This is a genomic window from Bacillus sp. CD3-5 (genome assembly GCF_006349665.1).
GTDB classification, from domain to species: domain Bacteria; phylum Bacillota; class Bacilli; order Bacillales; family Bacillaceae_G; genus Bacillus_A; species Bacillus_A paranthracis.
The window spans coordinates 729180-749235 of sequence record NZ_VEPX01000001.1; the positions used below are offsets into that span (position 1 = coordinate 729180).

Consider the following 20056-nt stretch of genomic DNA (forward strand, 5'->3'; position numbering starts at 1 on the left):
TAATATTTTGTATGTACGGTTAATAAAAAATTACATTACATTTGAATGTAAAAGAATGGGCTCGCATATATTTGGAAGGGATGTCAGATTAATTTAGGGGGTAGTTATGTCTATTCTTTTAAAAGCTGGTGCTGATGCAGGAAATAATGGTTTGAAGTTAATGGTGAAAGGGCAAGATCCTATTTTTATTCCGAGTATATATGCTTTATATATAGGAGAGCCTACAGGACTCTTAGATGAGGAAGATGTTTCATTATCTGAATTAGAAAATCACATTGACGTGACCATTAGTTCTCCATCGTTAATGTTAAATAATGTGCGGTATATCGTTGGAGAAAAAGTCATTCAAGATCAATTAAAAGGTACTGAGGTTGAGAAGAAATCGAATAAGTCAACTGATGAGTTAATGGTTATTACAATTCTATCTGGTTTAGCCGTAAGTGCTATGCGTCAAAGCCCAACTTCTAGCCATATTAACATTCGATATGATTTATCTGTTGCTCTCCCTATGCAGCTTATTACACAAGAAATAGCGGCGGAAAATGCAAAACGTTATATGGGGAATCATAAAGTTGTGTTCCATTATCCAAACGGACGTGATGTTACAATTAATATTTCAATCGAATATTGCAAATGTCTACCTGAGGGTGCTTCTGGGACGTGGGGCATTGTATATGATGAAGAAGGAAATGTTGTGAAACATAAAATAGAATGTGAACAAAATAAAGTTTCAGAAATTGATTTTGTTGATAAAACACTATTATCTTTTGATATTGGAGCAGGGACGACAGAAGAAGTCGTTTCATTAGGTGTTAATTTTAGACCACAATTAAGTAAGGGTTTATCATATGGTGTGAAAGAAACGTTACTACAAATTATTACGAGATGGAACCGGAAATATCCAACAAAGACGATTGATAGCATTACAGAATTCAATCAAATTTATTTAAATGATAAACACCCTAGAAATGCATTATTAGTTGAGGAATCACAACCAGCGTTATTAGGTTTAGCAGCGCGCGTTGCAACGGATATTATAAACAAAATTGATGATATGAAAGACGATCCATATGTATTTATTTATGGCGGAGGCGCAGTTATCATAAAAAATAGCCTGAAAATGATTTTAAAACAAAAAGGGCGTTTAACAAATGTAATTTTTGTAGATAATCCATTATTTACAAATGCACGTGGATTATTAGTCTACACTTGTTCACCGAAATATAGAGAGCATAAGCAAAAAGAGTTAGGATTTACAAACTTAACGATAAGTTAGTTGGTGGAAGTATGCGATCTAGGCGATATAAACGTGGTGATCGAGTGAAAATCAATATTCATAAATCAGTATCACCTGAAATGCTTGCATGGCTGAATAAACAATCAAATCCAACCAACTTCTTTTTCTTTGCTGCGCAGCAACTTTTTAAACAAGTAGGAGATATTGATGTGGCAAAAGCTATACCAAGTAGCCATGTTTTCTCATTATACGTGGAACCATCATCTTTATTAAAAGTCGAAGTAAATCCTTTTAAAAACGTACCACTAGATGCTAATAAATCCACCGAAAATATTAAAAAAAAATCATGGGAAGCTGTTGATCAATTAGATTGTCCGTTTTTTTAAACATAGAAAAATATAAGTATTGCCCATCACTATACATACGGATACAGTGATGGGCTTTTTTACATGTAAAGATAGGGGGGACACAAATTGCGGCGTGCCCCTCCTATTCATTATTTTTCTATTATTTTAGCTGTATGTTCAGTAACAGTATGAATGATGTCTTCCCAGTCATCAGGATGAATCTCATGTCCGGCGCCTTCAAGAGTTAATAGAGCTGAGTTAGGAATCTCATCAATAAGTGCAAGGCCATGTTCAAAAGGGAGTGCGGTATCGTCTGTTCCGTGAATGACTAATGTAGGTGCTTGTATGGAGTGAAGCACCCCTTCATATGCATCATCGCCTTGAAGTAAAGCGTGATTAAACATGCTTAATAAATTGTTAGCTCGTTCAATTTCTTGTTTTACTTGATTATAGACTCTTTTTTCATCAAATGTGCGTTTGGACCCGCATAATAGACGGGACCCTGAAACTAAATATTCTGCTACAATATTTTCATTTGTCCAATCTAAATGCTTGCCATTTGCGTGATGTGTTAAAATTCTTTCATCCATCGGTGGTAAATCGCGCGTGTTATTGTCAGAGCCTATTATACTTGTAGCTAGTAATGTTAACGTTAAAACTCTTTCGGGATGTTTTACAGCAGCGATTTGAGCAATCATACCACCTAATGACATACCAAATAGATGCGCCTTATCAATATGATAAGCATCTAATACCCCAATTGCATCTTCAGCCATATTTGTAACGGTATAATTGGAAGTTCCTGGTTCATATGCGACAGAGCGTCCGACATCACGGTTATCAAAACGAATAACAAATTTCCCCGTGTTAGCCAACTGTTCACAAAATTCTTCATCCCAATAAACCATTGAACACGTAGCACCCATAATTAATAAAATAGCTGGATTTTTAGGGTTTCCAAAGCTTTCTGTACATATATCAATCCCGTTTATTTTAAATATCTTTTCAGTCATAGAGTTCTCTCCATTTCTTTTGAATGTAATTAAACATAAAATTTTGAATGACTCTAAGTTGTGTGTTAGATTTGCTTTGTTTTTTGCGTAATTACCCCCAAAAATAAGTTTATGATAATTCAAGGCAAAAAAAATTGAGAAATATTTGTATGTTATTACAATAAACAGCAAGGAGATGAGGAATTGAAAGCAATTGTTATAGATCAATATGATAGTGTTGAAGAATGAAAAGAAAAACAAGTTTTAAAACCTGGTGGTGTTTCAGTTTCAATTGTTCATGAACCAATTCAAAAAGTAAAAGGGATAAAATCAGGTTTTTTATAGCATAAACTTTCGCATTGTATCATGTAATCTCTCTAATCCACTTATCATATCTTTTTCATTTAACATTGAATAGCTAATTCTTAAATGATTATTATTTGTTTCGGGATTTAATAGACAAGCTGTACCTGGTAAAAAAGACACATCTACTTCATTTGCTTTTTGTAATAAGGTAAAGGGATCTATCGAATCAGGAAGAGTAATCCATAAATTAAAGCCGCCATTTGGTATTTCAAAGTGCATTTCTTTAAGTGGTGATAACATATCAATCGTTATATCACGTCTAATTTGTAAAGCCGTACGTAATTTTTCTAAATGATGTTTCATACGTTCTGCACGTAAAAACGGTAGAAGTGCTTTTTGTGTTAATAAAGGACTACCGATATCCATTGAACCTTTTACAGCATATAACCATTCGAAAATAGGGCCATCAGCAATAAGCGATGCGATACGCAGTCCTGGTGCTAACGTTTTACTAAATCCTTTTATATATAGTACGTGGCCGTTTGTATCAAAATTTTTAATAGGAGGGGGAACAGTCGCACCCTCAAAATATATTTCACCGAAAGAATCATCTTCAATGATAAAAAACTCATATAGCTGTGCCAATTCTATAAGTTCCATTCTCCGTTCTTTACTCATTACGGTACCTGTTGGGTTCTGGAACGTTGGATTCGTATACAATAAAACGGGATTTTTACTTTGACAAATATCATCGATTAAATCGGATCGAACCCCGTGATTATCTAGAGAAACAGGTATAATTTGAGCCCCTTTATTGATAAAAATATCAAGTGCAGCACTATAACACGGACTTTCCACTAATACAATATCACCAGGTTTTAATAGTGTTTGAGCAATTAAATCAATTCCTTGTTGTGCGCCGCTTGTAATTAATAACTGGGATGGGTCTGTCACTAATTTTTGATGTTCATTTAAGTAATTTGCTATTTCAACTCGTAGTTCATAATCTCCTTGAACTGGCCCATATGTTGCTAGGATCATCTGGTCTTTATTAAGTATTTTATGCATTTCGTCTGCCAAGAATGGATTTGGCAATAGACGTGGATACAAAATCGCTTGTGAAAAATCGTAATATTTCCGGTGCTGATTCATTGCATATTGAGATCGCATAACATTAATCGTTTTCGTTTGTTGCCATTTATACGGAATTGGTTTGGAATCTTTCTTTACATGTTTATGTATATAAGCACCTTTACCTTGCTGGATGCGTATATATTCTTTCTTTTCTAGCTGTTTATACGCCTTACGAACAGTTAATAGGCTAATCTGTAAATCTTCCGCCATAGAGCGTAAAGATGGAAGTGAGTCACCATGCGAAAGCATGCCACTTTGTATTCTTTCAACGATTTGCATATATATTTGCTTGTAATACGGTATGTTGGATTCTTTACGCAGTACAATCTTCATGGTTTCACCTTTTTCGTTTTTATTTAATTTAAGCGAAAAATATAAAGAGAATCAACTATAATTTTAGGTAACTGTTATATACAAAGATACACTGTTATACACTATACCTTCTATACTCATGTTAAGAGTAAAAAGGAGGAAGAGTAATGGTCATTTTTAATTATATTTTAGTATGTATTATTTTCGGAACAACATTTTTAACGATAAAAATCGGAATTGAAGCAGGAGCGCCCCCATTATTTTCAGCGGGAATTCGTTTCTTTTTAGCAGGAGTAATCTTAATGATTATATTTAAGATAAAACGAAAAAAAATTATGCCACACATATTTTCAAGACGAATTATATATGCTGGTTTTTGCTTAACATTTATGACATTCGCAACATTATATTGGGCAGAACAATATATTTCTTCAGGGTTAGCTGCTGTGTTATCTGCTACGGGACCGATGATGATTTTGTTATTACAGGCAAAGAGAAATAAGACAAAATTACAAAAGGAGCAACTTCTTGCTTTAATTATTGCACTAATAGGTGTTGTTTTTGTTTCTTTACCTGGAATTCACCAAGAAATAAGTTTCATATGGAGTATTGCTTGTTTTGTATTAATAATAGGAGAGTTATTTTACGGAATAGGCTCAATTCGCTCAAAAGAAATACTTTCGGATTTACAAAGTGTATCGCCATTTCTCATAAATGGTATTCAAATGTTTTATGGAGGAGTGTTACTACTAATCGTCTCCATCATAGTAGAACAACCGCATGTAACTGTATTAGCTTCATGGAGTGTACAGTGGCCTATTTTATATCTTATCTTTATCGGATCAATTGGTGGGCACGGATTATATTATTGGCTCTTATCAAAAACAAATCCTGTATTCCCGTCAACCTGGTTATATGTCTCACCATTAATTGCTATTATAGTTGGATACATCATATTAGGAGAGCCTTTAAATCCTATAATGGGAATAGGTGCTTGTTTCATTTTGGTTGGTGTATTTTTAGCTAATCGATCCACACTCCGTACATATTTCAAACAAGGGAGATTATTTGAGAAGGAAATGTAGTTGTATAAAGAAGCAGCCTTGTATAAAAGAGGGCTGCTTTCATTTTATTCATGATACGGATTGACTTTATTTATTGGAAAGGCGTAATATTATTAAGCTATATGAAAGAGATCTGTAAGAAGAGGGGAGTTATTATGAAAATAAATTGGACTGAAGTAAAGGAAAAAATTCGGCCGCAAATTTCAAAACCATCATATGAAACTTGGTTTACGAATACTACTGTTTATTTAGAGGATGATATATTAACAATTTATTGTCCAAATGAATTTGCACGTGACTGGTTAGAATCTCATTATAAAGAATTAGTATTTAATACATTAAGAGAAATGTTTAATACGACGTTTGAAATTCAGTTTGATCTATGTAATGGCGAACTATCTAACTTGAAAGATGTCCAAAAAGAAAAGCTTAGTAGCTGGGATGAAGTAAAGAAAGCATTAAGACCTAAAATAGCAGAGAAAACATTTATGACATGGATTAGAAATACAAACGCTACGATAGAAGATAATAAAGTAATAATCTTTTGTGAAGATGCGTTTCATCGTGATTTGCTTGAAGGGGAGTATAAAAATATAATTTCAAGTACCGTACAGAAAATTACTGATGAAGAATATCAAATTTGGTTCGAAATAGGATCAAGCGCTACTTCTAAAGCACAGGTTCATCATGTGAAAAATAATCAACGTACTTCCGGACAAGATGAATCAAAAACAATTTGGAATAAAATAAAAGATAAAATGCAATTGAAAATTTCGAGACCGTCATATGAAACTTGGGTCAAAGAAACGACAGCTAGAATAAATGAAGATTCATTAATCATTTATTTTGAAAACGAATTCCAACAAGAGTGGGTTAAAAAGTCTTATAAAGATTTAATTTCGCAAATAGCTAAAGAGTTAACTGGAAATACATATGAAATTCAATTTGAATTAAAATCAAATACAACCAGTAATAATGAAAAATCAACAATTGAAGATATCACTTCCGAATTAGGAGAGCAGTTCAAAGTCTCTAATAACAGTTTGAAATATAATGATGTAGATGAGAGCAATAAACGTATTCGAGCGTTAGAAGAAAAAATAATGAACTTGGAAAAGGTCATTGGTACATTAGTAGAAAAATTAGATGCAGTAGAATTAAAAACACAGTTGGAAAAATAACCAACTGTGTTTTTTTACTTAATTCGCTTTTTTTATAAACCCTTTATAATGACGTTTTACAAGCTGACTTTCTAACGTTTTCATTGTTTCAAGTGCCACACCGACAATGATCAGTAAGCTTGTACCACCAATTTGTGCAGAAGGTGGTAATGTAGCAATCTTTGTGAATACAAGCGGTAAAATTGAAATTGCACCTAAGAAAATTGCACCGATAAATGTTAAACGGTATAAAATTTTCGTTACATATTGTTCTGTTGATTTACCAGGACGAATACCAGGTACATATCCATTTTGCTTTTTCAAATTCTCTGCCATTTGCTCAGGATTTACTTGAATGAATGCATAGAAGTATGTGAAAGCAACGATAAGACCGACATAAAGTGTCATTCCAATTGGATGTGCGAAATCAAGGTTTGCAACTAACCATTTTGATACGCTTGAATCAGGGAAGAGCTGCGCAATTGTACGCGGCGTCATTAAAAATGCGGAAGCAAAGATGACTGGAATTACACCAGCACTATTTACTTTTAGAGGTAAATGAGTGTTTTTTGCTCCTTGATATTGATTGTTTCCTGAAACAGCTTTTGCATATTGAATCGGTATTTTACGCACAGCTTGTTGAATGTAAATAACCCCAACAACTATCGCTAAAATTATAAGACCAATTAAGACCATTTTTATGATGTGCATGAATAATTGATCGCCTGCATTTTGAAATTGTTGTAAATAAATTTGATTCGCAACATTTGGAATCGCTGCTACAAGTCCTGCAAAGATAATCATTGAAATACCATTACCTACTCCATTAGCGGTAATTTGTTCGCCTAACCAAAGTAAAAATGCAGTACCTGCAGTTAAAACTGTCGCAATAAATAAGTATGTAGTCCAGCTTTGATCTGTTATTAATTGTCCACCTGCTATATTATTAAAGCCATAAGACATCCCAATGGCTTGTATGAATGCGAGAATGATTGTAAAGTATCGAGTAAATTGAGCTGATTTCTTACGGCCCATTTCTCCTTGCTTTGCCCATTCCGAAAATTTAGGTATGACGTCCATTTGTAGTAATTGTACTATGATGGAAGCTGTAATATATGGTGTAATACCTACAGCAAAGATTGAGAAGTGTTGCAATGCTCCTCCACCAAATACGTTTAGCATACCTAAAACGTTAGCTTGATCTTGTACTTTTAATACCTCTGCGTTAGTATGAGGAACTGGAATAAACGTGCCAATTCGAAAAACGATTAACATCGCTAATGTAAAAAGGATTTTCCTTCTTATCTCAGCTACTCTCATGAAATTTGAAATCGTACGAAACATAATGTCGCCTCCTATATTTTTATCAGTTTAAAACTGATTATTATATCCCGATGAAGTAACCACAAACCTCCTTCCGCATTAAATTCATTTGACAAATGGAATTTTATACATTTTGTAGTTTTCATGGATATAAAAATATAAGGTGTTTTTTAGCGACCTATAAGCTTTTCGTAATCATTCAATACACATAATATATCGAATAAATTAACAAATGTACATACATACGCATGAAAAATGAATAAATAGGGTCATTTTTTACATTTATTTAATGATAAATTGATAGGACATTATTATTAGGGATTGTTATACATGTTATAAAAATAAAGGTGAGACATTATGATTTATAGCTAATATTCATTCGAATGTGTCAGCTAATAGTTTCTCCCAATCTTTAAAGGATAATTTATTAGTTATATGTTTTAGTGCATTAGGTACAATAATATGACAAATAAGTTCTAAGCTATTACCATCTGGATCAATAAAATAAACAGATGCATTACCTTGATGTGGACGGACAAAAGGTGCAATAGATTCATTACTATAGCTGTTAAAAAAGAATATAGAATCGAGTAAAAGTATGAAAGTACATACAACTTTAGTAGTAAATAATCTTATTTCAATTAAGATTTATGCAATTAAGAAATTTGTTTATTTAAAAGGGATTTATCAAATTGAAAGATAAATAAATTGAATAGATACTTAATAAGGGGATGATATAAATGAAAGTAGTTGTAAAAGAATTACGACCATTAGAAGTGGCATTCATAAGAAGAACTGGTAGTTACTTTGAACCACAAGATCATTGGGGGAAGTTATTGAACTGGTCTATTGAAAATAAACTTTATCCACCGGAGCAATCATTTATCGGAATCTCATTAGATAATCCTGAACTTGTTGCAAGCCATATGTGCCGACATGATGCTTGCGTGACCATACCTGAAAACTTTGAAAAAGAACAACATGAGGGTGTGCAATTTAAAAGTGTAGATGGAGGTCTATACGCTCTATACGAATTCTATGATGAACCTCATAAATTAAGTGTAGTGTATCAATACATGTACGCAGAGTGGCTACCAAATAGTGAGTATGATGCAGATTATGATAGAGATAATTTAGAGTTTTGCTTAAATAATGTTGCAGAAGATTTAGAAGGAAAGTTAAAGGTTGATTTATTTGTGCCAATTAAAAAAGTACCAATAAATATGAATGCAAATAAGTAGTATGTTTCTATCTAGCATTATCTTTACTATATTTTTTATTTGCTAATCAAACAGTAACGGAGGATACCGGCGTATTGGATGATATATTTTTAAAAGATTATTGGGTAGAGAAAACATTAAATAAACAATTAAATGAGACGAGCATATACTAATAAATGACACAATGCATAATTTATAATTGTATTTGAAGAGCACCTTAAAGTGCTCTTTTTTTATTGAAATTCATGCACTTATATAAGTTGTTCTTAATTTGAATCATCGTCCTTATATTATGTAATTTTGCATAATGTTACATAAATTGTGTATTTTCCCTTTTTTTCGACAAGAACAGCAAGTATACTTTGTACAAGCTTTCTATTTCAAAATTATACGAGGTGAAAAAATGAAAAACAAAAAGACGTTAACTAAGGTAGCATTAACAACAGGTTTAGCTTTAACAGCAGTAGCACCATACGGAGTAGGTCATGCAGAGGAAACAGATCAACTACAAGTTCAAATTCAGGAGGAATCATTCCGTTCAGGTGAACTTACACAACCGTCACAAAAGGCACCAGAGAATGTAGTAAAAGATGCTCTGAAGGAGAAAACAGAACAAGCTCTTTCTCCAAAGCAAGTCAATGGAGAAACAGGAGTAGATTATAAAGTTCTTCAAAAACGTGGTTCATATGATGGGACTACACTTGTACGTATACAGCAAACATATGAAGGAAAAGAAGTATATGGCCATCAATTAACTGCACACGTAGATCATAACGGTGTTATTAAAAGTGTTTCAGGCGATAGCGCGCAAAATTTAAAACAAGAAGAATTGAAAAAGCCTATCAATCTATCAAAAGATGAAGCGAAACAATATATTTATACGAAGTACGGGAACGATATCAATTTTATTTCGGAGCCAGAAGTTAAGGAAGTTATTTTTGTTGATGAAAATAATGGACAGGCTAGCAATGCATACCAGGTTACATTTGAAGCGGCAACACCAAAATATGTTTCCGGAACATATTTAGTAAATGCACAAAATGGTGATATGTTAAAAAATATGGTACAAGAGTCTAACTTGAAAGCAAGCGAAAAACTAGTTGGAGCCTTAAAGAAAAGTAAAAAAAGCAGTCTTACATCATTAACGGGAACTGGAAAAGATGATTTAGGGATCTCTCGTTCATTTGGTATTTCTAAACAAAGTAATGGCAAATATGCTCTTGCTGATTATACAAGAGGGCAAGGAATTGAAACATATGATGTGAATTACAGAGATATTACGAAAGAAGAAAGCTATTATCCTGGTACATTAGCAACTAGTACTTCGACAACCTTTAACGATCCAAAAGCAGTAAGTGCCCATTACTTAGCAACAAAAGTGTTTGATTTTTATAAAGATAAATACAATCGTAATAGCTTTGATAATAAGGGACAAAAGGTAGTTTCAGTTGTACACGCTTGGGATTCTGGAGATACGAATGATCCGAAAAATTGGCAGAATGCGTTAAGTGCTAATAATGGTAGTATGCTTGTATATGGAGATCCTATCGTCAAAGCATATGACGTAGCTGGGCATGAATTTACACATGCTGTTACTTCTAGTGAATCTAATCTTGAATATTACGGTGAATCTGGTGCGATTAATGAGGCACTATCTGATATTATGGGAACATCTATTGAGAAATACGTAAATAATGGAAGCTTTAACTGGACGATGGGAGAACAAACTGGATCTGTCTTCCGTGATATGGAAAACCCAGCTTCTGTTCCATCTTCACTTGGAGTACCTTATCCAGATGATTACAGTGAATTTAATGATTTTAATGGATGGGATCAAGGTGGCGTTCATTTTAATTCAAGCATTATTAATAAAGTTGCGTATCTCATCGCAAAAGGCGGAACTCATAACGGTGTAACTGTTAAAGGAATTGGTGAAGATAAAATGTTTGATATCTTCTATTACGCCAATACAGATGAGTTAAACATGACTTCTAATTTCAAAGAATTGAGATCAGCATGTATTCGAGTGGCGACTAATAAATATGGTGCGAATTCAGCTGAAGTTCAAGCGGTACAAAAGGCATTTGATGCAGCAAAAATTAAGTAAGTTAGAAATATAGTTCTTATTCATATATTATTACATTATGAAAAAACAGCTAACATCCTTAAAAGGACATTAGCTGTTTTTTTACGTAATTATGCATTAGTGAAAATATACTTACTTAGCAATAATTAGGGAGGATATCTTTAAAAGTTACGTCAAATATGTAAGGTTATAGTATGTAAAAACAGAAAATTAATAATATATTGACCTCTTAACGGAAAGTGCTATAAAATGAAAGCGATAACAAACGGTTGCTTTAAAATAATTTCCCTGATCTTTTTGTATTTACAAATATATGAAGACACAAATAAACTATTTTTTTAATAATTAATGCAAACGTTTTCGCATTGGAAAGATCATTGAAATACATATGTGAAAATAACCAATACAGGGGGGAAGCAAAAGAGATTTCTAGATTAATTTAAATTGTGTAATGTAGTACGGGCATAATAAATCGTTCGTACTATTTAAAGAAAGGGTGTATGTGGTGCAAATTACAAAAAGATTAATTAACAAAACAGTTTTATTACTTACTTTAATCGTTATGTTATCATCTGTTTTCTCCTTTCAGAATGTGAAGGCAGTTTCAAATTCGAAAACAACTGAAGTTATCATTCATTACAAAGAGCAGTCTGGAAATACAAAAGACTGGAACCTTTGGATATGGGGAGAAAATGCAAATGGAAAATCATATGAATTTACTGGTGAAGATGAATTTGGAAAGTACGCAAAGATTAATATAGATGGTGATTATAACCGTTTAGGATTTATTATTCGTACAAATGAGTGGGAAAAAGATGGTGGCGATCGTTGGATTGAAAATATAAAGGACGGTCGTGCTGAAGTATGGGTTTTTTCTGGTGATGAAAAAGTATATAACGCTAAGCCTTCATCGGATCTCTCAATTCAAAAAGCAACTATTGATAGTTTCCATGAAATTACTGTAACGACGAATGTCCCGTTTCATATTAAGGAAAAGAAAATTGAAATGGAAGGCATTAAAATTAAGAGTATTACTCCTTATGATATAAACAGTGGAGATATTACGAATAAGGTGAAAATAATTACAGAACAGAAAATTGATTTAAAACAAACATACAAAGTTAAAATAGAAAACTTAGCTGATACGAATACTGAAATTGGTAAAGTCATTCGTAGCGAGGAATTTGATCATTTATTTTATTATGGTGGTAACGATTTAGGAAATACATATACCGCGCAACATACAAAGTTCCGTGTATGGGCTCCTACTGCGAGTGAAGCGAAGTTAGTTACATATAAAAAATGGAACGATAAAATCGGTACTGAAATAAATATGCAACAAGGTGAAAAGGGCACCTGGAAAGCAGAACTTAAAGGGAATCAAAAAGGTCTCTATTATACGTATAAGGTGAAAATTGGTGATAAGTGGACAGAGGCCGTTGATCCTTATGCACGTGCTGCTTCTGTAAATGGAGATAAAGGTGCGATTGTTGATTTAGAAGAAACAAATCCGAAAAAATGGAACACTAACAAAAAGCCTAAATTAAAAAATCCGGAAGATGCTATTATTTATGAGTTACATGTACGCGATCTTTCCATTCACCCTGAAAGTGGTATTAAACAGAAAGGGAAGTATTTAGGTGTAACAGAAAAAGGAACAAAAGGGCCAGAAAGTGTAAAAACAGGACTTGATCATATAAAAGATCTTGGTGTTACACACGTTCAGCTTTTACCGATATTTGATTATGCTTCAGTAAATGAAGAGAATGTAAACGAACCACAATATAACTGGGGATATGACCCAAAAAACTTTAACGTTCCAGAGGGGTCCTATTCTACAAATCCATACGAGCCAACTGTTCGAATCATTGAATTAAAACAAATGATTCAAACACTACATGATAATAATCTTCGTGTTGTTATGGATGTAGTTTATAACCATATGTATAATGCTGCTGAATCTAATTTCCATAAGTTAGTTCCAGGTTATTATTATCGTTATAATGAAGATGGAACATTTGCAAATGGAACAGGAGTAGGAAATGATACAGCTTCAGAACGAAAAATGATGCGAAAATTTATGGTGGATTCGGTCACATATTGGGCAAAAGAATACAATTTAGATGGATTCCGTTTTGATTTAATGGGTATTCATGATTATGAAACGATGAATGAAATACGTAAAGCTGTTAATCAAATCGATCCTTCCATTATATTGCATGGAGAAGGCTGGGATTTAAATACACCTCTTGCAGCAGAGTTGAAAGCAAATCAAAAAAATGCGGAGAAAATGAAAGGAATTGCTCATTTTAACGATAATATACGTGATGGATTAAAAGGTAGTGTATTTGAGGAGAAAGAAAATGGCTTTGTAAATGGAAAGGAAAACATGGAAGCCCGTATTAAAAAAGGGATTATGGCAGGCATTGACTATGATAGAAATAAGTCGACTTATCAAGATCCAGAGCAGGTGCTAACTTATGTGGAAGCGCATGATAATCATACATTATGGGATAAACTTGAGTTGACTAATTCAGGTGACAGTGAAGAAGTGCGAAAACAAATGCATAAATTATCTTCTTCGATTTTATTAACATCACAAGGTATTCCATTCTTACATGCGGGACAAGAGTTTATGCGCACGAAATATGGTGATCATAACAGTTACAAATCTCCGGATTCAATTAACCAGATGGACTGGTTGCGCCGTGCTGCGTTTAATAATGAAGTAGATTATATGAAGGGCTTAATAGAATTACGCAAAAAGTACCCATCCTTTAGAATGACATCTGCAGAACAAATAAAAAAACAAGTATCTTTTATTGATACTCCCAAAAATGTAGTAGCTTATTCAATAGATGGAAAGGGCAAAGGAAATAAAAATGAATACTTTATAGTGGCTCATAATGCAAATAGGGAATCCGTTGAAATCTCGCTTCCATCGAAAGGTCCTTGGAAAGTACTAGTAGACGGGAAGCAGGCGGGAAGTAAACCACTTTATGTTATTCATGATAATAAAATTAAAGTTCCTGCGTTAAGTTCTTTAGTTTTAAAAACAGAGAAACCGATTAAATAAATGCCAAGAGTGAAGGGTATTTTTACTTCGCTTTTTAAATCAAAATGATATAATTTCACATACTGTAATTATATTACAAATTAATAAATAAAAAAGAGAAGAACTCACCAAGGTTCTTCTCTTTTTTATGTGTAATTATTCTTTCTGTGGTTGTGAATATAGCAAAAGGCTAGACGATGAATCTATTTTCAAAGTGACGAGAAAATGACAAAACTGTAAGAATGCATGAATGATTGTAAGAAAGTTCGATGTTTTCCTTTTTCTTTTTTTATTAAAGTGAAAAAGAGGAAAGCGGTGTCATAAGAGGTTGGTATTTTTAGATGGTGGACAATAACCAACACTATCCATGTAATAAAAGTATATGGCAATCAGTAAGACACCTTACTAATAAGGAGGGATTTGAAATGTCTTTTTCTCAATTCAATATCGATATTTTTCGAGCCATTAATGATTTAGGTAAACAATATTCATTCCTAAACCCGGCCATCGTATTTTTGGCAGAATATATGGTATATATGTTTGCTTTAATTATTTTAGCTTATTGGTTTACTAGGTCCAGAAAAAGTAGAATGATGGTTATTCAAGCGATGGTTGCTTTTGTAATTGCTGAGGTAATCGGGAAAATAGCAGGGAAATTCCATCTAAATTATCAACCGTTTGCAGTATTGCCTGATGTTAATAAACTTGTCGACCATGCTGTAGATAATTCATTTCCTAGTGACCATACGATTCTCTTTTTTTCAATTTGTTTTTCGTTTTGGCTTGTTCGTAAAAAAACTGGATGGCTATGGCTTATACTTGCACTTTGTGTAGCGATCTCTCGTATTTGGGTAGGGGTTCATTATCCTTTTGATGTTGCAGTAGGGGCTTTAATAGGATGTATTTCAGCGGTATTTTCGCATTGGTTAGTACCGAAATTATCTTTTATTAGGCAATTACTTACTCAATATGAAAGAGTAGAGAAACATGTTTTACCATCCAAAAACAAATCAAAAGGATTGTGAGTATAGACCTTTATCACCCTCATTACTATTCTCCACAAGTTGAATGTTAAATGCACTTATTTACATCCATGAAGATGAAAAGGAATAGGTAGTACGTCTAGGTAATAAAACAGTTTATTACCTACTATTTAGATAACAATGAAGGCCATATCGCAAAACATTTAGTTAGCACCGAAGTGTATTTTTATCGTTTTTGAGGTAACTTATTTTCTTCAGTGGATAGACAGGTGGCGTGATCCCAATATATAAATTTGGAACGATGTTAATTTTTCATATAGGATACCGTCATATTGATATAAAGGCGTTATCCTTTCCTATGATTTCTCAGAAAGAATAACGCCTTTTTCTTTTTAGGGGAGATTTTGTCTTATTACCTTGATAGTGATGTGGTTCTACCCCTTTTAATGGTTACAAAAATCTTTCGAATAGATCTAACTTGCGCAATGCTTCCCGTTAATATAATACGCTGACTCTGTGAAAACCGTAAAAACAACCTCTACTTCTGGAAGTCCAAAATCCATTACATATGTAGTAATGGCCTTGGCAAATCGATCACGAATTTCCTGTCCACGCTCGAACCATTTCACTTCAATAAGAGGAAACGCTTCTATTTCTTCTCCATTAAATACAAACGTAGAACTTGGTAGTTCCAACGTAAAATTATCCGTACCACACTCACAAATCTCTGCGAGCTCTTCTACTAATGGCTTGCTTATGTGTTTTAATTGTTCAGTAGTAATTCCACGAAACACAACATGCGGCATGTGAACCCCTCCGTTAAATAGCTTTATATTTGTTCACATCATAGCACAATTTATTTTGCTGCACTAGAATCTATTGATACATTTCAATGACATTCTTCAGAATGGGGCCCCGTCCCGAAAAGGCGGATTGAATTTTGAAATAAGTCATAGGAGACATTCAAAAGCCTTATTCCACGTTATATTAGCCTTGTCTCAATAGGCTTTCCTCTATTGGAACGAACTAAAAAATATTGATACAAAAGACTTTTTATCTTTAACTTTGTAAAAGCGCAAAATCCTGACGCTATCCGATCACTATCAAGCTAAATTTTTTAGTACCTTCAGAACGAAATTTTGTGTTAACTTGTAACAAAAAGTGCATTTTTTTGTTTTGGGGTAATTCTGAATTCTTAAGTTAATGGATATGCGACGGTACCCTTATAAGGGCTAGTTTGTATCTTATGTGGTGAATTTTACAAATAGCGAAAAAGAGTCCTATATAAATGGGACTCTTTTTCTTCAAGTATTAACTTACTGGATATGCATTAGAACCTAGATAACGTTCTTTTATAATTTGTAGATGATGAAGCTCATGTCCAGCTATGATGTATGCTAATGCACGAACTGTAACTTCAGATTTGTTCGCATATCCTTTTTGTAACCAAGTGTCTTTATCTAAGCTTTTCAGTAAATGCAAGGTAGATTGGCGAACAACTATTAAATTCTCAAGAAGATCTTGCATAGATTGCTTATCAAAAGCTGCTTTAAGAACGTACATATCATCGTTATAGCCTGGAAGTTCTGCTGTCTCGCCTCGAGCAATAGATAACAAGCGATACGCCATAACACGTTCTGTATCCGCAATATGGCCGATTACTTCTTTTATACTCCATTTAGTAGGAGCATATCGGAAAAGTCCCTCACTATCAGAAATCTCTTTTAATAAAAGACTCGTTTCCTCTATTTGTTGTGCTAAAATTTGTATGATATTTCCGTCTGATACTAAGTTAACATACGTTGCATAATAAGAGTTATATTCACTTGCCTTTGGTCTAATTTGCATACGAATCATCCTTTATATTTAATCTTTAAGTACAGCTTATCACAAAAGACTTTCAAATTAATCTGAAAGTTCGAAATTACAATTAAAAAATTCACCTACTAACTTAGTTAAAATTGTGTACTTTTACATCAATTAACAAATAGAAAAAGGGTTTTTGATTTAACTCTTAGAATATCGTTCTATTAGAAGTTCTTTGAGATGAATTGTTTTTTTGATTACTTTTGATTATAACTAGGAAATATAGGAAGGTTGTGAATTTATTTGATGAGTTATAAAGCTATGCTGTTTGATTTAGATGATACGTTACTTAATAGGGATAAGGCAGTAGATAATCTGTTTTTATTACTTTTGGAAAAGTGTTATGAGGATGTTAGTGATACAATCAAAAACAATATGCTACAGAAATTCAAAGAATTTGATAAAAGAGAATATGGCATGAGTGATAAAACGATAGTTTTAGAATTGTTGTTTGATGAATTCCCGCCGAAGTATAGATTGCCACGCAATTATATCCAAGATTTTTGGAATGAAAACTTCCCAAAATGTTTTTCAATAGACCAGAATACAATCCATTTCTTAAATCATATAAAGAAGCACTTTGAAGTTGGAATTATAACAAATGGCTCAACGCAGAGGCAAAAGGCTAAAATAATTAACACAAATTTAAACAATTACTTTGATACGATCATTATTTCTGAAGAAGTGGGATTTAGTAAACCGGATAAACGTATATTCGAACTAGCATTAAATAAGCTAAATTTACAACCGGAAAATACTTTATTTGTTGGGGATGACTTAGAAAAGGATATTGCTGGTCCTCAAAATGTAAATATAAAAGGTGTGTGGTTTAACCCTCAGAAAATCAAGAATACTACCAAAATACAACCATATGCCGAGATTAACACTTTGGATAGCTTGTTAAGTTATGTTACGCCACAATATTTTTTTAACAAGTAAAATTAATTTCATTGACCGTATTAGTAATAAAAAATAGATGCGATTTTAATAGCTGCGGCTAATTTAATCTATGATTCATACGAAGTTTTGTAAAACAATTTTACTTATACTGTGTAAATTATAAAGGGGTGAGACTATGGAAATAAAGAAAGTAGTAATCGATGGAATCAATATTGCGGTCATTAGAAATGATAAGGTATTAATATCCGATGTTCAATCTGCATTAGATACTATGGCAACTGTTCAATATGAGGTAGATGCGAAGCATATTATTATCCATAAATCTTTAATAAGTGAAGATTTCTTTGATCTAAAAACACGTCTTGCGGGCGATATTCTTCAAAAGTTTATAAACTACAAGGTGAAATTTGCTATTGTTGGAGATTTCTCTATGTATACTAGTAAAAGCTTAAAGGATTTTATTTATGAATGTAATAAAGGTAAAGATATTTTTTACTTAGCAACTGAACAACAAGCAATTGAAAAACTAAGTACATTAAAGTAATAAGTATATCCTGCTAAATCCCCCGATTTCACTTAGTTCATGATTATATACGATATAGAAGAACTGACGTTTGTGGTAAACTAAGAACTGAATAAAGGGGGAGTTTTTTTTGAACAATTTTAATGATGCGATACAAAACTTAAACAACATAATTTACAAACCTAACAATTTACTGATTGCGAATGTAAAAGAAGAAAAGCAAAACACAGAATATGCAGGATATTTATTTCACTTAAATAACAAAACCATTCGTTTTAGAAAATCCAAAATTACTCCTAATAAAATTGGTCAATTTGTTTCTTTTTGGGAGAAAGATGACAATATGCAGAATCGAGCGTTTTCTTATGACGCTGCTCCTGACTTATTAGTTATCACTTGTATAGATGATAATAAACTAGGACAATTTATCTTCCCTAAAGAGATTCTTCTTAAGGAAAAAATCTTGAGAACACAAAATCAAAAAGGCAAGATGGCTATGAGGATTTATCCGATCTGGGATACCCCTGTTAGCAACCAAGCTAAAAAGAGCCAAATGTGGCAGCTTCAGTATTTTGTTGATTTAAGCGATCATAATAATTTACCTATAGACAAACTATTACATTTGTATTCGTAGCTTCTTATCTTAAGTAATCTTGTTAGTTAGACTTTTTGTACCGGTACAGTTAAACGAAATGTACATTGTTTCAGTACCCCATCAAAATTACAATCAGCATATACTAGTTTAACTTATACATTTTAAGGGGTGCTGACTATGACAAGTCTACAACATAAGCTTTTTACAAGATTGAATCTTGCAAAGCGTACTGAAGTGAAGTTTGAAGAATTAAATACAATTCTTTTTGCATTTGCACACACTATACCATTTGAGAATTTAGATGTTATAGCAAGTAACACGAATACAATTACTATGGAAAATTTACAGAATAAAATTTTAAGTACATCCCGCGGCGGACTTTGTTATGAATTAAATACGCTTTTGTACTACTTTTTAAAAGATTGTGGTTATGATGTACAACTCGCATTAGGTACCGTATATAAAAATGATATAAACGCATGGGCACTTGAGAATGGACATATAACGATTATTCTAAATTATGATAACGTACGATACGTAATTGATGTAGGTATTGCTTCATTAGTACCTCTAGTCCCTGTACCTTTTAATGGTGAGGCTGTTTCTTCTAAAAATGGTACGTATCGAGTGAGACGAAAAGATACGAGTAAAGGGAATTACGTTCTAGAAAGAAAAGATACGAACGGTGAGTGGAAAGTATGTCATGCTTTTTATAATCGTATCATTGATGAGGCAGTAGTGAATGATGTTCAAAAAAGAGTAGTAGAAGATGAGAAATCTATTTTTAATAAAGGACCAATTGCAGCCAAATTAACGGAATCTGGTCATGTCTCTTTAACCAATACTAGTTTCACTGAAATAGTTCATGGTGAAAAAACGAAACGTGAAATTACAGAAGAGCAATATAGAGAGCTTTTATATACTTTATTTGCTATTGAGTTATGATAACGCGA

General features: G+C 32.9%; 17 protein-coding genes and 1 pseudogene. 12 read left to right on the forward strand and 6 right to left on the reverse strand.

All coding sequences use genetic code 11. From position 1 onward, the window contains the following. The first annotated feature begins 106 nt into the window (after nucleotides 1-106). Both FH036_RS03855 and FH036_RS03860 read left to right on the forward strand, forming a co-directional pair. Nucleotides 107-1276, forward strand: coding sequence for a ParM/StbA family protein (locus FH036_RS03855; RefSeq protein ID WP_000025610.1), 1170 nt, complete (start codon nucleotides 107-109; stop codon nucleotides 1274-1276). Nucleotides 1277-1287: 11 nt separating this feature from the next. Then, complete coding sequence (locus FH036_RS03860; RefSeq protein WP_001257749.1) at nucleotides 1288-1623, forward strand: hypothetical protein; 336 nt, start codon at nucleotides 1288-1290, stop codon at nucleotides 1621-1623. A 110-nt stretch (nucleotides 1624-1733) separates the two neighbouring features. Here FH036_RS03860 and mleBCA read toward each other — a convergent pair whose 3' ends face one another. Then, a complete protein-coding gene (gene mleBCA, locus FH036_RS03865) occupies nucleotides 1734-2597 on the reverse strand; it encodes a BCA family alpha/beta fold macrolide esterase (protein WP_138321911.1) in 864 nt (287 codons plus the stop codon). 318 nt (nucleotides 2598-2915) lie between these two features. Further along, nucleotides 2916-4349, reverse strand: a complete 1434-nt coding sequence (pdxR, locus tag FH036_RS03870; RefSeq protein WP_000706758.1) for a MocR-like pyridoxine biosynthesis transcription factor PdxR — start codon at nucleotides 4347-4349, stop codon at nucleotides 2916-2918. Between the two features lie 146 nt (nucleotides 4350-4495). Here pdxR and FH036_RS03875 point away from each other — a divergent pair, with 146 nt between their 5' ends. Continuing rightward, nucleotides 4496-5413: a DMT family transporter gene (locus FH036_RS03875; protein ID WP_139895374.1), complete on the forward strand. Its 918-nt coding sequence runs from the start codon at nucleotides 4496-4498 to the stop codon at nucleotides 5411-5413. 134 nt (nucleotides 5414-5547) lie between these two features. Beyond that, nucleotides 5548-6573 carry a DnaA N-terminal domain-containing protein gene (locus FH036_RS03880; protein ID WP_000700981.1) on the forward strand — a complete coding sequence of 342 codons (1026 nt, stop codon included), beginning with the start codon at nucleotides 5548-5550 and terminating at the stop codon, nucleotides 6571-6573. Nucleotides 6574-6591: 18 nt separating this feature from the next. On the opposite strand, the gene secY is transcribed toward FH036_RS03880, so the two are convergent. Further along, complete coding sequence (gene secY / locus FH036_RS03885) at nucleotides 6592-7896, reverse strand: preprotein translocase subunit SecY (RefSeq protein WP_000490140.1); 1305 nt, start codon at nucleotides 7894-7896, stop codon at nucleotides 6592-6594. A gap of 354 nt (nucleotides 7897-8250) precedes the next feature. Beyond that, nucleotides 8251-8436, reverse strand: a pseudogene (locus FH036_RS03890) (VOC family protein); the annotation flags it as partial. Between the two features lie 179 nt (nucleotides 8437-8615). Here FH036_RS03890 and FH036_RS03895 point away from each other — a divergent pair. The 4 genes from FH036_RS03895 (at nucleotide 8616) to FH036_RS03915 (ending at nucleotide 15261) form a co-directional block, all read left to right on the forward strand. Then, a complete protein-coding gene (locus FH036_RS03895) occupies nucleotides 8616-9116 on the forward strand; it encodes an AraC family transcriptional regulator (RefSeq protein ID WP_139895375.1) in 501 nt (166 codons plus the stop codon). A 382-nt stretch (nucleotides 9117-9498) separates the two neighbouring features. Next, a complete protein-coding gene (locus FH036_RS03900; RefSeq protein ID WP_000791433.1) occupies nucleotides 9499-11202 on the forward strand; it encodes a M4 family metallopeptidase in 1704 nt (567 codons plus the stop codon). Nucleotides 11203-11686: 484 nt separating this feature from the next. Beyond that, entirely contained in the window at nucleotides 11687-14257 is a 2571-nt protein-coding gene (gene pulA / locus FH036_RS03905; RefSeq protein WP_139895376.1) for a type I pullulanase, read from the forward strand. Between the two features lie 404 nt (nucleotides 14258-14661). Further along, nucleotides 14662-15261 (forward strand): undecaprenyl-diphosphatase, encoded by a 600-nt coding sequence (locus FH036_RS03915; protein WP_139895377.1) that lies wholly within the window; start codon nucleotides 14662-14664, stop codon nucleotides 15259-15261. A gap of 431 nt (nucleotides 15262-15692) precedes the next feature. Here the strand turns inward: FH036_RS03915 and FH036_RS03920 are convergent, their stop codons facing one another. Beyond that, complete coding sequence (locus tag FH036_RS03920) at nucleotides 15693-16025, reverse strand: DUF1904 family protein (protein WP_001120954.1); 333 nt, start codon at nucleotides 16023-16025, stop codon at nucleotides 15693-15695. Nucleotides 16026-16530: 505 nt separating this feature from the next. Then, nucleotides 16531-17067: a DinB family protein gene (locus FH036_RS03925; protein WP_001167120.1), complete on the reverse strand. Its 537-nt coding sequence runs from the start codon at nucleotides 17065-17067 to the stop codon at nucleotides 16531-16533. Nucleotides 17068-17331: 264 nt separating this feature from the next. Between FH036_RS03925 and FH036_RS03930 the strand changes: the two genes are divergently transcribed. The 4 genes from FH036_RS03930 to FH036_RS03945 all read left to right on the forward strand — a co-directional run bounded on the left by FH036_RS03930 (nucleotide 17332) and on the right by FH036_RS03945 (nucleotide 20048). Next, a complete protein-coding gene (locus tag FH036_RS03930) occupies nucleotides 17332-18024 on the forward strand; it encodes an HAD family hydrolase (protein ID WP_000120531.1) in 693 nt (230 codons plus the stop codon). A 136-nt stretch (nucleotides 18025-18160) separates the two neighbouring features. Next, entirely contained in the window at nucleotides 18161-18529 is a 369-nt protein-coding gene (locus FH036_RS03935; protein WP_000403460.1) for a DUF4180 domain-containing protein, read from the forward strand. Between the two features lie 109 nt (nucleotides 18530-18638). Next, a complete protein-coding gene (locus FH036_RS03940) occupies nucleotides 18639-19142 on the forward strand; it encodes a MepB family protein (protein ID WP_139895378.1) in 504 nt (167 codons plus the stop codon). A gap of 138 nt (nucleotides 19143-19280) precedes the next feature. After that, nucleotides 19281-20048, forward strand: coding sequence for an arylamine N-acetyltransferase family protein (locus FH036_RS03945; protein WP_070806173.1), 768 nt, complete (start codon nucleotides 19281-19283; stop codon nucleotides 20046-20048). Nucleotides 20049-20056: the final 8 nt, after the last annotated feature.